13 protein-coding genes are annotated in these 13642 nt (G+C 71.3%); 8 read left to right on the top strand and 5 right to left on the bottom strand.

What is annotated here, in order from left to right:
- Positions 1-82: 82 nt before the first annotated feature.
- Genes cas2 through GT358_RS11375 form a run of 4 tightly spaced genes read right to left on the bottom strand, consistent with a single transcriptional unit; the run spans position 83 to position 2532 of the window.
- Complete coding sequence (cas2, locus tag GT358_RS11360) at positions 83-412, bottom strand: CRISPR-associated endonuclease Cas2 (protein WP_166582742.1); 330 nt, start codon at positions 410-412, stop codon at positions 83-85.
- The gene (locus GT358_RS11365; protein ID WP_166582743.1) at positions 400-1260 is read right to left on the bottom strand and encodes a hypothetical protein; all 861 of its coding nucleotides are present in this window, start codon (positions 1258-1260) and stop codon (positions 400-402) included. Before GT358_RS11365 ends, cas2 begins: the two co-directional genes overlap by 13 nt.
- A complete protein-coding gene (gene cas1 / locus GT358_RS11370) occupies positions 1257-2252 on the bottom strand; it encodes a CRISPR-associated endonuclease Cas1 (RefSeq protein WP_166582744.1) in 996 nt (331 codons plus the stop codon). Before cas1 ends, GT358_RS11365 begins: the two co-directional genes overlap by 4 nt.
- Before the next feature lie 4 nt (positions 2253-2256).
- Complete coding sequence (locus GT358_RS11375; RefSeq protein WP_166582745.1) at positions 2257-2532, bottom strand: hypothetical protein; 276 nt, start codon at positions 2530-2532, stop codon at positions 2257-2259.
- A 203-nt stretch (positions 2533-2735) separates the two neighbouring features.
- Between GT358_RS11375 and cas6 the strand changes: the two genes are divergently transcribed.
- From cas6 to GT358_RS11415, 8 genes are all read left to right on the top strand, one after another.
- On the top strand, positions 2736-3659 hold the full coding sequence (gene cas6 / locus GT358_RS11380) for a CRISPR system precrRNA processing endoribonuclease RAMP protein Cas6 (protein ID WP_166582746.1): 924 nt from the start codon (positions 2736-2738) through the stop codon (positions 3657-3659).
- A gap of 94 nt (positions 3660-3753) precedes the next feature.
- A complete protein-coding gene (locus GT358_RS11385) occupies positions 3754-4749 on the top strand; it encodes a CRISPR-associated ring nuclease (protein ID WP_166582818.1) in 996 nt (331 codons plus the stop codon).
- Positions 4746-7283 (top strand): type III-A CRISPR-associated protein Cas10/Csm1, encoded by a 2538-nt coding sequence (gene cas10, locus GT358_RS11390; RefSeq protein WP_166582747.1) that lies wholly within the window; start codon positions 4746-4748, stop codon positions 7281-7283. Before GT358_RS11385 ends, cas10 begins: the two co-directional genes overlap by 4 nt.
- A gap of 8 nt (positions 7284-7291) precedes the next feature.
- Complete coding sequence (gene csm2, locus GT358_RS11395; RefSeq protein WP_166582748.1) at positions 7292-7828, top strand: type III-A CRISPR-associated protein Csm2; 537 nt, start codon at positions 7292-7294, stop codon at positions 7826-7828.
- 3 nt (positions 7829-7831) lie between these two features.
- Complete coding sequence (gene csm3 / locus GT358_RS11400; protein ID WP_166582749.1) at positions 7832-8638, top strand: type III-A CRISPR-associated RAMP protein Csm3; 807 nt, start codon at positions 7832-7834, stop codon at positions 8636-8638.
- Between the two features lie 3 nt (positions 8639-8641).
- Entirely contained in the window at positions 8642-9544 is a 903-nt protein-coding gene (locus GT358_RS11405) for a hypothetical protein (RefSeq protein WP_166582750.1), read from the top strand.
- Positions 9544-11046 (top strand): RAMP superfamily CRISPR-associated protein, encoded by a 1503-nt coding sequence (locus tag GT358_RS11410; protein WP_166582751.1) that lies wholly within the window; start codon positions 9544-9546, stop codon positions 11044-11046. The genes GT358_RS11405 and GT358_RS11410 overlap by 1 nt, the downstream gene beginning before the upstream one ends.
- Positions 11043-12368, top strand: a complete 1326-nt coding sequence (locus tag GT358_RS11415; protein ID WP_166582752.1) for a TIGR02710 family CRISPR-associated CARF protein — start codon at positions 11043-11045, stop codon at positions 12366-12368. Before GT358_RS11410 ends, GT358_RS11415 begins: the two co-directional genes overlap by 4 nt.
- A gap of 10 nt (positions 12369-12378) precedes the next feature.
- Here GT358_RS11415 and GT358_RS11420 read toward each other — a convergent pair whose 3' ends face one another.
- Positions 12379-13614 carry an ABC transporter permease gene (locus tag GT358_RS11420; protein ID WP_166582819.1) on the bottom strand — a complete coding sequence of 412 codons (1236 nt, stop codon included), beginning with the start codon at positions 13612-13614 and terminating at the stop codon, positions 12379-12381.
- Positions 13615-13642: the final 28 nt, after the last annotated feature.

A 13642-nucleotide genomic window follows, 5' to 3' on the forward strand; every position in this document is an offset into this window, starting at 1 on the left:
AGACGCGGGCTCCGGCAAGAAAATATACAGGGATGTCAAAGAGCAAGCACGATGGACCCTGCGAAGGTGTCGCACGGGCACGCTAGAGGTCCACTGCCGCCAGATCAACGGGCATTCCGGGCCGCCAGCAGGGTTCGAAGCGTCGGCACAGCGGATCGATGACACCGTTCCCCCATGGCTTCGGGCCCCACAGCCTGCACCAGGCGGCGTCGGGCAAGGCATAGAAGCGGACGTCATCGCGCCGCGGATCGATCATCGTCTCCAGGACCGACGCCAGACGACGTGCGTCTGCCGCATCCGCAGGAAGCCAGTACAACGAGTACTGGAGCCGGTAGGCTTCCTTGACGACGACGGCATGCACACGGCGCCAGCGCCGGCGATCCGCGATGTCATAGGCGATCAGCCAACCCATGGCAGACCCTCCGGCTCGAGACCGCTGCTCGCCGCCGTGAGGTCGAGCAGCCAGGCATGGAACATGCGGAACTCGCCGATCAGCGTCTGTCGCAGGGGCCCTTCGGCAGAGGCGAGCAGGGCGGCCGTGGCCGGTCCTGCGCCGGGGGCACCCGCCCGTCCGTCGCTCGCATAGGCCTGCGCAAGGCTCCTGCGCAAGCGGGGCGACCGAAGGATCCGACGCACGAGGTGCCAGAGCGCGATCTGGCCGAATAGAGGCACGAGGTTGCGCATCGGGTCTCCGGCCGTTCCCATCCACCGTCCAGGCACGCCTGCTGTCCCGAGACCGGCCAGTGCGACGAGGAGGGCGTGACTGCGGGCCTCGGCGGCCAAGCGGGCGCGACGGGCGCGGGATGCCGGAACGGCAGCACAGAGAAGCGCCTCGGCGCCCGACCAGCCGACCCTCGCTGCCCCGGCCGGATCGGGCACGAACGTCCGGGCCAGTCTGGACAGACGGGCGAGCCGCCAATCCTCGAGCCTGCCCGCCCAATCGGGTCGTTCCGCCAGACGGTCGAGCGCTTCGGCAACCGTGGTGCGCCGCCGGCCGAGCGGCAGGAGGACCGCCCGCAGGCGACCGTCGCCGTCGAGCCAACCCACGGGCTTGGCCGCATCGGCAAGCGCACGGACCACGGCGCTGTCCAGGACAGCATCTCCGAGAATGGCAACCCGATGCAGGCGAGCGATCGGATGCAGGACCGGCGCCATGCCCTCTCCCAGGACATGGACGGCCCGGCCGAACAACCCGATCCGCAGCCGGGTGCGGCGCGCATCGAGGACGAGACAGGCCTCGGGGGCGGGTTCCCCGGTCATGGAACATCCTCGCCGCCCTGCGCCGCCAGTTCAGCAGGGGATGGCGGCCCCGCCCTGAGCCGCCGCACCGCTTCGCGGCAGACGGCCCGCAGGAGGGGGCGGATGACCGGCGCGGCCTCGGCCTCCCATGCTTCGTAGAACGTGGCGCGGCCCGCCTTGCCCAAGAGCACCGCGCCTTCGGCCGACGATGTGACATGCCGGCTGGTCAACTTGCGGGAGTGAAAGAGATCATGGACCAGCCGATCCACATGGGGACGCGCAGGCTCCACGAGATCCAGGGCGAGAGCGTCGCGGCCGTGGGCAAGACCGTGGATCAGACCGATCGCGGGATCGAAGCCGGCCACGGTCGCGATCCGGGCGGCTTCGGCGGTCGCGAGCGTGTAGCCGAGGGAGAGGGTGGCGTTTACCGGATCGGGTGGCGGACGCCGCCGGCGCGAGGAAAATCCGAGCGAGGCCGGAAACAGGCGCGCATAGCATGCAAACCACGCAGCCAGCACGGCACCTTCCATGCCGCGCAGGGCATCCAGTGTCGGCGGCGGCTCGGTGACGAGGCGCTGCTCGGCGCGGCCGATCGCGTCCAGGGCCGGCCGCAGCATGTCTCGCCCCCGCTGCCGACGGCGCGCGATCCCCACGGCGACGCGCCGCATCTGCCGCAGGCGAAGGAGGAGCAACTGCCGCGCCCAGTCCTGGCGGCGTGCCGCGTCCGCGATCACGGCGATCTGGCGCAGACGAATGCGGGCATCGTTGTGGGGAGCTCCGCTGAACCGGGCACCCGGATCGCCCCACCGCCCCCCCATGAGAAGGAGCGCCACTCCGCGGTCCCAGAGAGCGTTGAGGACTCCTGTCGAGAGGGTGCACGGCGCTGCGATGACCACGCGGTCCAGGTCTCGCAGGGGCAGGCGCCGGATCGGCTCGGCCGGCAGACGCAACTCGATGGCTCCGTTGTGCCAGCCCAGCACCGCGCCCTTGCGATCGAGGTAGAGCGATCGCATGCGGTCAGCCGACATAGACGAGCGCGCTCGGCTCGGCGATGCGACCGATGCCGAGACCGAAGCTGAACCGGACATCGGGGCGGAACAGCGCGAGCCGGTCGGCTTGCGGGCACCGCGACTCCCCCACCGAGCAACCAAGATCAGGGATCTCGCGGGGTGCGGCCAGGCATTCGAAGGCGGATTTCTGCCCGCCATGGCTCCACGCCGTCACCGCGGCGAGCGCAGCCGCAAGGCGACGCTCATCGGCCACGTCGTAGGCACAAACAAGAAGCCTGCCCATCCGTGCCACCCTGTTCGCCGACATCCAGCGCAGTCGTGATGTGCCCGCGGCCGAATGACCAGCCGTGCCAAGCTTGGCGGGCGCAATGCGCAACCCCCCCGGGCAGGTCGGCCCAGTTTGGCGCCCGCGCCACACTCCGAGAGACAAGCTTGGAATTGGAGCCAACCGCTTGTGGGGGGCGAAAGGACGGATAGGTTCGCGGCATGATCTCTGTGAGCTGGAGCGACGTCCATCTGGAACTCGAGGCCCTGGCATCCTGGGCCCCTCCCGATTTCCCGGGATCCATGTATCGCGGTGCGCTCGCTTCGGCTCTCCGTCGCCTCGTCTGCGTGATGCACCGCCCCTCCTGCGAGGGTTGCCCGCTGGTGCAAGCCTGCATCTACCATCGGCTCTTCGAGACCCGCCCCGATCCCGCGGCGGGCGTCATGCGACGGTACAATCACGCGCCGCACCCCCTCGTGATCGTCGTGACGTGGCGCGACCAGAAGGGGGCCATCCGTCCGCCCGGGACGAGAGAGGCGCTGACCGTCCGCCTTTTCGGACCGGATGCCGCCACTGCGCCATTTCTTGTCGAGGCGGCAGGGAGCATGGCGGCTCATGGGCTCGGTCGTGGCCGCGTGCCGTTCCGGGTGGTGACGGCCCGCATCGAGCCTGGCTGCGGTGCCAGACCATCCCGCGACGGCCAGGCGAGCGCGTCCCAACCTGCATTGCCACGACTGCCTTGGCGGCGACGCTGGCACCTCAGGAGCCCGCTCCGGATCGCAAGCCAAGGCAAACCGATCGGCCCCGACCGGCTCGACGGGGCCGTGATCGGTCGTTCGGTCCTGCGGCGGATCGGCCTGATGGCCCAGTTCTACGGCATTCTCGATCCGGCCATCGATTTTCCGGCCCTGGCCGCGCAGGCCACCCGGCTGAGGTTGTGCGATGCCGATATCCGGTGGCTGTCCCTGCGCCGGTGGTCGTCTCGGCAACGGGCCGAGCAGTCGATCGGCGGGATCCTCGGCTCGCTCGTGCTCGATTTCGCCGAAGCGCCCGATCTGGCTGCGCTGGCCGACTGGGTGCCGGTCATGCATCTGGGCAAGGACACGAGCATGGGCCTCGGCCATGTGGAGGCCGAAGCGGCATGACGGTATCGGAGCGCCATCGCGTGCTGGTGACATCGGTCGGCCTGTCTCCGCAGGTCGTCACCGAGACGCTGCACGCGCTCTGGTCCTCGGACGGATGGGTGCCCGACCGGCTGGTCCTGCTTGTGACGCCCCGGGCGGCCGATCTGGTGCGGGCGGTCCTGCTGGACCCGGACTCGGGCGCGATCTCGGCCTGGGCACGGGACTGGAAGGTGGCCGGCGCCGCGCATCTCGCCCGGTCCGCGGAGGTCGTCGAAGCGACCAGCGATTCGGGGACACGGACGGGCAGCAGGGCGTCATCGCCTTTGCCGAATGCGCGTGGCGCGTCCTGGGTCGCCTCACGGCCGATCCTGACACCGAACTTCATGTATCCATCGCCGGAGGCCGCAAGCCGGCCGCGGCGCTGCTTGGCCTGCTCATGGCCGTTCTGGGCCGCCCCCAGGACAGGATGAGCCATGTCATCGTCCCGCCCGAAGCGGCAGCGGCCGGCCTGTTCTATCCGTCCGCAGGATCACGGATCGTTCTCACTCCAGCGGGCGATCTGCTGGATGCCGCAAAGCTGACCATCACCCTCATCGACATCCCCTTTCCCCGGCTGGCCAGAGCGGCAGCCGGCCCTGGCGGCGTCCGCGAGTTCTTCGAACGGCTTTCGCAGGACGGCCAACGGGCCCGGCTCGTGCTCGATTCCGCGTCGGGCCGGCTGATGTGGGACGGGGCTGCGCTTCGTCTTCCGCCCGCGATCGCAGCCTTTGTCGGCTGGATCGCGCGCGAACAGGCCGCCGGCGCACCCGGCGTGCCGCGCGTGGGGGCGCCCCGGGCAGGCTATCTGGCGGCCTACCGCACGATCGCGGGAGAAGACGCCCGGTTGCGTGCCGAAAAGCGGCTGTCCGATCCGCTCGATCCCGAATGGATGGAGGAGAAGGCGGCACGGACCAACAAGCTGGCCCTGGCGTCCGGAGTCCGCCCGCGAGGGGCTCGGCTTGTTCAGGCGGATGGCGGGCGGGCCCGCGCGATCTACCGGCTTGCCCTCGATCGGAGCGAGATCGCGATCGCCGGGACCGAGAAGGGCAGCGTCTCTGCAGGATGGCCATGACGTCGAGTGCAACGATCTACGAGTTTTCGGTGGCGGGGCTTCTCCACGACATCGGCAAGCTTCTGCAGCGGGCGCATGGCGGACAGGGGCTGCCGCAGGATGTGGTCGACCGAGCCCACGATGTGCTGCCGCAGCATCAGGGACGATACAGCCACTGGCATGCCCTCTGGTCCGACCTCTTCTTCGACCTGTGCGAGGGCAAGGGCGCCGACCCGCTGCCGTGGCCTGCCGCCCTTGACCGGGCCAGGGTCCGGACCCTTGCGGTCTATCACCATGCGCCGCTGCAGGACTACCGGCAGGCGCCGCATCTGCTGCTCAGCGAGGTGCTGACCCGCGCCGACCGTCTGGCGGCCGGGCAGGAGCGCAAGGCCCGCGACACCGAAGCCGAAACGGCAGAGGGCGATCAGCGCAGAGCCTATCTCGCCACTCCGATCCGGGCGATGACGAGCCGGGTGCGGCTGACCGATGGCGACCGTCCCGATCTCTGGCATGCGCCCGCCGTCGGATCTCCGGAGGCTCTCGCCCCCGTGTCCAGACCCGACGCGGAGGCCATGGGCGGTGGATGCCGCCAAGTCTGGGACGCGTTCCGCAGCGGCTGGCAGGAGCTGTGCGCGCGGGCCGGGAACGACGCGGCGGCCTTCGAGGAAGGGCTTCTGTCGCTTTCGGAGCGCACGCTCTGGGCGGTGCCGTCCTCGACGGTGGACGAGCCGGACGTCTCGCTGCACGACCACGCCCGGGCGGTCGCCGCCTTCGCCGCGGCGCTCTTCCGTCACCACGAGGCGGCGGGTGATCTCGGCGATGCGGCGGCGCTGCGCGACGGAGCGCGGGCGAAGTTTCGGTTCCTCGTGGGCGACTTGTCGGGGCTGCAGGTGACGTTGTTCCGACTGCGCTCGGAAGGCGTGTCGGGGCTCGCCCGTCTGCTGCGCGGGCGGTCCATGCGCTTCCAGCTTCTCGCCGATGCCGCCGTGCGCCAGACTCTCGCGGCCTTCGGCATGCCGATGGCGGCGGCGCTGCAGGTCGCCGGCGGGCGGTTCCTTGTGCTCGTGCCGGAAACGGCCGACGCGCCCCGATCACTCGATGAGCTGCGCGCCGGGTTCGACGACTGGATCGCGCCGCAATATGCCGGCGATCTCACCATCGGCCTCACCCTGTCGGACCCCTTCACACCATGGGACCTGATGCCAAGGCGTGACGAGGCGGACCGCCGCGCTGCCGACGAACGGGCCCGCGCGGTACGCGACCGTCTGGCCGTCGCGATCGAGACGGCGAAGCTCCACCCGCTGGAAGGACCCGCATCCGAGGCGATCCTGCGGCTCGACTATCCCGCGGGCGACTGCCCGGCCTGCGGCCTCCGCCCGGCCGGAGGTACGGCCGAGATGCCCGGACCCTGCGCGGCCTGCGCAGGCGAACTGGCCATCGGCCAGGCCTTGCCGCGGGCTAGGGCGGTGGTGGTGGGTGGATCGGCCACTCCCACGGATCAGCTGTTCGGCCTCAACTATCTGCTGCCGCTCGGCGAGGGCGTGACTGCCCACGACCGCGGCCATGGCTGGCGCTGGCTGCGTCATGCCGCGCATGGTCCGGCGCCGCTCCGCGCGGGTCCGCCCTGGGTCGCGCGCTTCGCCGAGGGGGACCGCGCACGCTACGAGGCGCTTGCCCGTGCGGCCGGCATCACCCTTGAGGGGGTGGAGGAGATCGAGCCGGGCCAGATCCGCACCTTCCAGTGCCTCGCCCTCGACGCCACCGAGGGGGAGGGGCGGCTCGGGCGGCCGATGCTCGCGCTCCTCAAGGGCGATGTCGACCGGCTCGGTCAGATCTTCGCCCTCGGGCTGGGCGAGCGCTGGTCGGTGGCGCGATCGGCACAGCTCTCGCGGCTGATCGATGCCTATTTCGCCCTGCGCCTGCCCGATCTTCTGGAGCGCGAGTTCCCGGACAGCTATACGGTTTATGCCGGCGGCGACGACTTCACCCTGGTCCTGCCCTGGCGACAGGGTTTCGCGCTGGCGGCGCGGCTCGCCGAGGATTTCCGCGCCTTCTCGGGCGGCAATCCCGATCTCACCTTCTCGCTGGGCATTGCGCTGTTCGATCCCCGCACGCCGATCTCGATCGCCGCGCGCGAGGCCGAGAGCCGGCTCGAGGCGGCCAAGGTGGCGGGGCGCAACCGCGTCTCGGCGGTGGAGGCCGGCGCGATGACGTGGGATGCGTTCGCCGCGGCGCTCGACCACGCCGAGCGGCTGAACGGCTGGCTGCGCGACGGCACGCTCGCCACCGCAACGCTGTACCGGCTGCTTGCGCTCGACGACGCGCGCCGGCGCATCGCCGCAGGACGCGGACAGGGCTCTGATTTCGGCTGGATGGGCAAGCTGGGCTACACACTCGCGCGGCTGAGACCCGCCCGCGGCGAGGGGCGCGTGCCGGACGAGGTCGCCGAGACCCTTCGTGCCCTGTTCGCGATCGGTCCCGACTGGCGCCCCACCGGCGCACCTCTGCCGGGAACGCGCCTCGCTATCACCCACGCGCTCTATCGCAACCGCTGAGGATCGCCATGGCCCGACCGCAAAGCTACTTCGGCCCCGACGGCAGGACCCCCCGCCCTGAACTTTTCGATATGGAGGCGCAGGAGGAGGCGCGACTGTGGACGCAGCCTTCCACCAAGAAGAAAGACATATACGAGCCAAGAATTCCGTCGTCGCAGCTCCGCCGCTTCTTCGGGCAGGTCATGGCCGACCGGCGGCAGCTCGAGCTCAAGGGCGCCCAGGCACGCGACGAGGAGGCGCAGTTGGCCATGGTCCTCCTTAAGGTTCCAACGGTCTACACCGCAGCGCGTGACAGGGACGATACGGGCAAGAGCGATCGACAGGCGCTCGCCGATTTTGTCGCTCATCACGCGCGGCTTGTGAAGACGGTCGCCGACTTCCGTGCCTTCGCCCGGCATTTCGAGGCGGTGGTGGCCTGGCACAAGGTCTTCGAGAAGGACTGCGAGCAGGCGGACCGGCAGTCGCGGGCGCTGGAAAGCCCGACGCGGCCAACTGGCGGTGCGCCGGTGGGAAAGTCGGGATATGGGCATCAGAGGCGGAGGTGAGCCATGGCAGATGTGGCGGAGAAGGTGGTGGTGGACGGTTTCCTCGGGCTCGCGACGCTCACGGCCGTGCTCGAAGTGCGCACCGGGCTGCATATCGGCGCGGGCAAGGACACGGTCGAGATCGGCGGGATCGACAACCCGGTGATCAAGACGCCGGCGGGCGACCCCTACGTCCCCGGCTCCTCGATCAAGGGCAAGATGCGCTTCCTGCTCGAATGGGCCTTCGGCAAGGTCCGCGCCGACGGCAAGGCCTGGGGCTGGGAGGCGGGGGACTGCACCGACCCCAGGGACCCGGTGCTGCGCATCTTCGGCACCAATGCCAAGCGCGAGGCATGGGACGCGGGGCCGACGCGGCTTCTGGTGCGCGATGCGATGCTGCTCGACGAGTGGCGGCGCGCAGAACTCGATGCCGGTCGTGAGCTCACCGAAGCCAAGACGGAGGTTGTCATCCACCGCATCGCCGGCAAGGCCCTCGACAATGTCGGCCCGCGCCAGACCGAGCGCGTACCGCCCGGGGCACGCTTCGCCTTCGAGGCGGCCTTCCGGGTCTATTCGGTGGAGGGCGACGGCGGCGCGCGCGATCTCGACTGCCTCGCCTGGGCGATCCAGGGGCTCAGGCTGATCGAGGAGGATGCGCTCGGCGGGTCGGGCTCGCGCGGCTACGGGAGGGTGGCCTTTCGCGATCTCGTCCTGCGCGGCCCCGGGGGAGCCGAGGAGCGGCTCGACAACCTGCGCGGCGGCGCCTTCAGCCGTGCTGCTCCCGATCCCGGGATCCGCGAAGCGGTCGCCCGCGCCTTCGGGGCTGGCTGAGCCATGCCGCTCTGGCGCCTCACCCTGCGGCTCGCGGCCCCGCTCGGCACGCCGCTCGCCGGGCCGACCCTCTTCGGCCAGATCTGCGTGCTGCGCGCCGAGGCGGAGGGCTCTTCTGCCGTGACCGGGTGGCTGTCCGACCCCGCGCGGGTCTGGCGGCTCTCCGACGGCCTTCCGGCGGGCTTCCTGCCGCGGCCGCTCGTCCGGCCCCGGCCGGTGCCGCGCGAGGCCTTCGACCGGATCAAGACGGTGAAGAAGCGCAATCTCGTCTCCCGCGCGGCCTTCCTACGCCTGCGCGATGCCTGGGAGGAGGCGCGTCTTGCCGAGGACGAGACCATGGCGGAGCCCGCCCTGCCGCGCCGGATCGCCCACAACCATGTCCACCGCCAAGGCCAGGGCACGCAGGAGACGGGCGGGCTCTATTTCCTCGACGAGGACTGGCGCTTTGCCGATCCCGCCACGCGCGACATGGACCTCTATGTCGAGACGGAGGAGCCGCTCGAGACGGTGCGCGACCTCCTCGCCGCGCTCGGGACGCGCGGCTTCGGCAGGGATGCCGGAACCGGTCGCGGCCGTTGGGAGATCGCCACTGCCTGCGAGGACAAGGAGCTTGCCAGGGGATCGGGCAAGCGGCGGATGAGCCTCTCGCGCGGGGCCCTCACGCCCGCCACGATGCGGGATGCGTTCTGGAAGCTCGTCCCGCATTTCGGCCGCCTCGGGCCTGAACACGCGCTGACCGGTGTCTCGCCCTTCAAGCGGCCGGTGCTTCTCACGCGACCGGGCGCGACCTTCCGCCCCGAGGGCGCCGGCCCGTTCGGGCAGATCCTGCGCGATGTGCATCCCGCGCGTCCCGAAGTGGTCGTGAACGCGCTGCATCTCGCCATTCCCTTCGCGGAGGCGGCGTGATGGGCGCGCAGTTCGAGATGCACCCTCTGATCCTCGTGCCGCTCACGCCGATCCATGTCGGCGGCGGCGAGGAGGCGCGGCTCAGGCCCGAGGACTATCGCCTCGGGCGGGGCTGTGTCGAGCGGGTGACGGTGCGGGCGGTGCTCGCGCGGCTGCCGGAGGCCGAGCGGGCCGCCTGGTTGCGCGACATGGATCGTGTGCGTGCGGATGCCGCGCTGGACGTCATCCGGGACATGATCGCGCGGCTCCAGAGCAGGGCGACCGACGGCGACATCCTCGAGCGCATCCCGATCGCTCCCGAAAGCGCGAAGGCCGTCGATCTCTCGGGCGAGGGGAAGGGTCGGCGGAACCAGATCGACGCCTTCTTCCGCGCCGGCGGCCGGCCGGTGCTGCCGGGATCGAGCCTGAAGGGCGCGCTGCGCACCGCCTGGGCGGCCGCGATGGCGCGGCATTTTCCGGCCGATGCGCCGCGCCTGCCTCGGATGCGCGAGTGGGCCGCCGCCGGGCCGCGCGAGCGGGCGCGCCTCGTGGCTGGTGCGCTGGAGAGGCTGCTCGGCCTTGCCTCGGGCCAGCGCGCGCAGGACACCGACCCGTTGCGCGATGTCGTCGTATCCGATGCTACCCTGCCAGCAGGCGCGACCCGCATCGACAAGGTCCACACCTGGAAGCGGGGACTGCCCGGCGCCGACGGCAGACCGGGGGATTACACGTTCCAGACCGTCGGCGAGATGCACCGCGAGCGGCTGCAAGCGGTGGCCGATGGTGGGGCGCCGCCGCTCATCGAGGTCGGGATCGGCCTGCGGGCCGCCGCGATCCGGCAGGCGGCCGGCCGTCTTGACCCGGAGCGTCGCCCGAGCCCCGAGCGCACGCCCGGAAGCCTCGCCGCGCTTCTCGCCGCGCTGGAGGCGCAGCACGCGCCGCTCTGGAGGCGCGAGGTCGAGGAGAAGTTCTTCGCGGGCGAGGCCGGCGCGCGCCTGCGCGCGACGCTCGCCCTCTTCGAGACCTTCCGCCGCGAGGGCCACGATCCCGATGCCGCGCTCGTCCGGCTCGGCTGGGCGAGCCATGCCGAGGCGAAGTCGATCGGCCCGGACCGGCGCATCGAGGGGCCCCGGGTGCAGGGCGCCGGCTGCTTCGCAAGGGAAGGCTCGGCGCGCCATGTGGTCAGATTGAACGGCCATCCGCTGCCCTTCGGCTGGGCCTTGCTCGTGCGCGCCGAGCGCTGGGAGGAGCCGCAGGACTGGCTGATGCCACCTGCCGCCGCGTCGCGCCGCGACGCGACGGTATCCCGTCGCAGCGCCGCACCCGCGCCCGATCCCCGCGCCGCCTCCGCTCTCGGCCAGCAGCTCCGCTACCGGAAGGGCCAGAAGGTGCGGGTGGGAGGCAATGTCGGCACGCTGATGGACGAGGTGACCGAGGCGGCACGACCCACCGACGAGGTCCGGGTGGATTTCGACGGCGACATCGAAACGGTGAAGATCCGGGAGATCGAGGGGCCAGCATGATGGACACCGCAGCCATGGATGCCGAGACGGTGCGCACCCTGGTCCTGACGGTTGGCGGCAGCCCCCAGCCGCTTCGGACTGCAATCGAAGGCGGCCGCTGGGACAGGGTGCTGTTCGTGGTCTCCGACGGCTCGGGGGGCACCCCCTCGTCGCGCGGGCAGGTCGAGGAGGCCGCGCTCCACGACCGCGCAGGCGGCGATCCCCTTCCGGGACCGGGGCTGCGACACCTGCCTGCGACACCGCAGGACACGGCCGTGATCGAGGTGCCGCCCGACGATCTCGACCGCGCCCTTGCCGCCATCGACGCGGCCCTGTCAGCCGAGATCGCCGCCGGGCGCCATGTCACCGTGGACTATACGGGCGGCACCAAGACGATGACGGCAGCCATGGTGCTCGCCGCGACGGCGCAGGAAGGCGTGGCGCTCCAGTTCATGGCGGGCCGCCGATCCGACCTGCGGCAGGTCGAGGCGGGCTCGGAGGCGCCGGTAGCCATGCCGGGCGAGCTTCTGGGCCTCGCCCGCCTCTTCGCCACCGCCCGCGCCTTCACGGCCAGGCGCAACTATGCCGCGGCCCTCGCGGTCATGGGCGAGGCGGACAAGACCTTGCGGCAGGCGCGGGTCAGGGTGCCGCAGGCGTGGACAGAGCGGATCGCGCTCTGGCGCGGCTGGCTCGAGATCCTCACGCCCTGGGACCGGTTCCGCCACGGTCAATCCTGGGATCTCTGCCAGAAGGCCCTGCGCCGGGGCGGTCCTCTTGCCGCGGCGCTGGAGGCGGCGGCCCTCCCCGCACGGATCGAGGCGTTGGACAAGGCGGCGGGCAAACCCGAGCCTGTTCTCCTCGAGGATCTGTGGCTCAACGCCCTGCGCCGTGCCGATCTCGGGCTCTGGGACGACGCCGTTGCCCGGCTCTACCGTCTGGCCGAGGCCGCGGTGCAGTGCCGGCTCTGGACCGTCCATGGTCTCGAAACCAAGGCGATCCCCTGGGACCTGCTGACCGAGGCGGAGCGGCAGGGCCTGCGGCCGACACGGGACAAAGGCGGCGACATCGTCGAACTCTCCTTGACCCGTGCTCTCTCCCTTGTCGCCCGGTTCGAACCGCGCGATCCGGTCGCCGCGTCCTGGGACCGTCGCGAGGACGGAAGCTTCAGGTCACCGCGCTGGCAGGCCGACCGCAACCACTCGATCCTCGCACACGGGTTCGAGGCGCTGAAGGAGAAGGACTGGACCACGGCGCGCCAGTGGTTCGACTTTCGCCGCCCTGCCTTCTGGGAAGCGGCGCTCGGCCGTCCGACCGCCGCACAGCTTCCCGACCGGCTGCCCTGAGGGCCGCCGGTCAGGCGCGGCCCTTCCAGGGGATCAGCGCGCGTTCGGCGGCGCGCATCAGGCCGTCGATGCTCCAGCCGATTGCCCCGATCAGGACGATCCCCAGGATCACGATGTCCGTGTTCTGGAAGCGCGAGGCCGTCATGATCATCATCCCCGCCCCCTTGTCCGCGGCGACCAGCTCGGCCGCCACGACCGTGCCCCAGCAGACCCCCATCGCGACACGCGCACCCGTCAGGATCTCGGGCAGGGAATTGGGCACGATCACGTGGCGAAGCACCTGCGCGCGCGAGGCGCCGAGGCTGTAGGCCGCGTGCACCTTGGCCAGCCGTACCCCCGACACGCCCGAGCGTGCCGCGATTGCCATGATCCAGAGCGAGGCCAGGAACAGCAGCACGACCTTGCCCGCCTCGCCGATCCCGGCCCAGATGATGACCAGCGGAATGAGCGCCAGCGGCGGGACGGGCCGCATGAACTCCACGATCGGGTCGAACCAGCCCCGGAACCAGCCCGACAGCCCCATCGCATAGCCCAGCGGCACCCCGAGCAGCGCGCCGAGCAGGAAGCCCGACACGACGCGGAACACCGAATAGCCCAGATGCTCCCAGAGCGTGGCGTTGCGATAGCCGGATTGCGCGATCTCCACGAGGCGCGCCGCCACCGCCTCGGGCGGGGGCAGCCAGATCGGCTCCATCTGCCATCCCGGATCGGGCGAGACGCTGAGAGTCCCGCGCGCCGTCAGACCGACACGGCCCCAGCCGGTCTCCACCCGCGCTCCTCCGGGCTCGACGGGGATGCCGTTGACGGCGACGATCCGGGCCCCGTCCGCGGCCGTGATCGCGTCGTTGTCCTGCGCGGCGACGAGCACCGTCCGCCCCGCCTGGACCACCGCCCCCGCATCGCGCGCCCAGCCCTCGCCAGGCGGCAGGTCGGGCAGCGGCGGGGGCGCTTCGCCGGGCCGGTGGACGAGCACGGTCACGGTCGCCTCGTCGCGCGTGCCGTCCGGCGCCTCGGCGGTGTAGGTGAACCGTCCCTCGCCCGCAAAGGCGGCCGGCGCATGCAGGGCCGGGGGCAGCAGCGCGGAGCCCGTGAAGGCGGCCCACAGACCCAGGATCGCCGTCACCGACAGGACGGAGGCGACCCCCTCGCCCCGGACGGCGCCTGCATCCCCGAAGGTGACGGTGCGGCGCAGCACGTCGCCCCGCCGCCGCCCGAGCAGACGCCGGCCCAGCCGCCACAACGCCATGACCAGCAGGATGCAGGCCACATAGGCT

This window comes from Rubellimicrobium sp. CFH 75288, assembly GCF_009904055.1.
Classification (GTDB): Bacteria; Pseudomonadota; Alphaproteobacteria; order Rhodobacterales; family Rhodobacteraceae; genus Rubellimicrobium.

What these genes read in the sequence shown, in the direction of transcription:
- cas2 (WP_166582742.1), bottom strand. Translation starts at nt 412, where the DNA reads ATGGGTTGGCTGATCGCCTATGACATCGCGGATCGCCGGCGCTGGCGC.
- GT358_RS11365 (WP_166582743.1), bottom strand. Translation starts at nt 1,260, where the DNA reads ATGACCGGGGAACCCGCCCCCGAGGCCTGTCTCGTCCTCGATGCGCGC.
- cas1 (WP_166582744.1), bottom strand. Translation starts at nt 2,252, where the DNA reads ATGCGATCGCTCTACCTCGATCGCAAGGGCGCGGTGCTGGGCTGGCAC.
- GT358_RS11375 (WP_166582745.1), bottom strand. Translation starts at nt 2,532, where the DNA reads ATGGGCAGGCTTCTTGTTTGTGCCTACGACGTGGCCGATGAGCGTCGC.
- cas6 (WP_166582746.1), top strand. Translation starts at nt 2,736, where the DNA reads ATGATCTCTGTGAGCTGGAGCGACGTCCATCTGGAACTCGAGGCCCTG.
- GT358_RS11385 (WP_166582818.1), top strand. Translation starts at nt 3,754, where the DNA reads ATGGGTGCCCGACCGGCTGGTCCTGCTTGTGACGCCCCGGGCGGCCGA.
- cas10 (WP_166582747.1), top strand. Translation starts at nt 4,746, where the DNA reads ATGACGTCGAGTGCAACGATCTACGAGTTTTCGGTGGCGGGGCTTCTC.
- csm2 (WP_166582748.1), top strand. Translation starts at nt 7,292, where the DNA reads ATGGCCCGACCGCAAAGCTACTTCGGCCCCGACGGCAGGACCCCCCGC.
- csm3 (WP_166582749.1), top strand. Translation starts at nt 7,832, where the DNA reads ATGGCAGATGTGGCGGAGAAGGTGGTGGTGGACGGTTTCCTCGGGCTC.
- GT358_RS11405 (WP_166582750.1), top strand. Translation starts at nt 8,642, where the DNA reads ATGCCGCTCTGGCGCCTCACCCTGCGGCTCGCGGCCCCGCTCGGCACG.
- GT358_RS11410 (WP_166582751.1), top strand. Translation starts at nt 9,544, where the DNA reads ATGGGCGCGCAGTTCGAGATGCACCCTCTGATCCTCGTGCCGCTCACG.
- GT358_RS11415 (WP_166582752.1), top strand. Translation starts at nt 11,043, where the DNA reads ATGATGGACACCGCAGCCATGGATGCCGAGACGGTGCGCACCCTGGTC.
- GT358_RS11420 (WP_166582819.1), bottom strand. Translation starts at nt 13,614, where the DNA reads ATGGCGTTGTGGCGGCTGGGCCGGCGTCTGCTCGGGCGGCGGCGGGGC.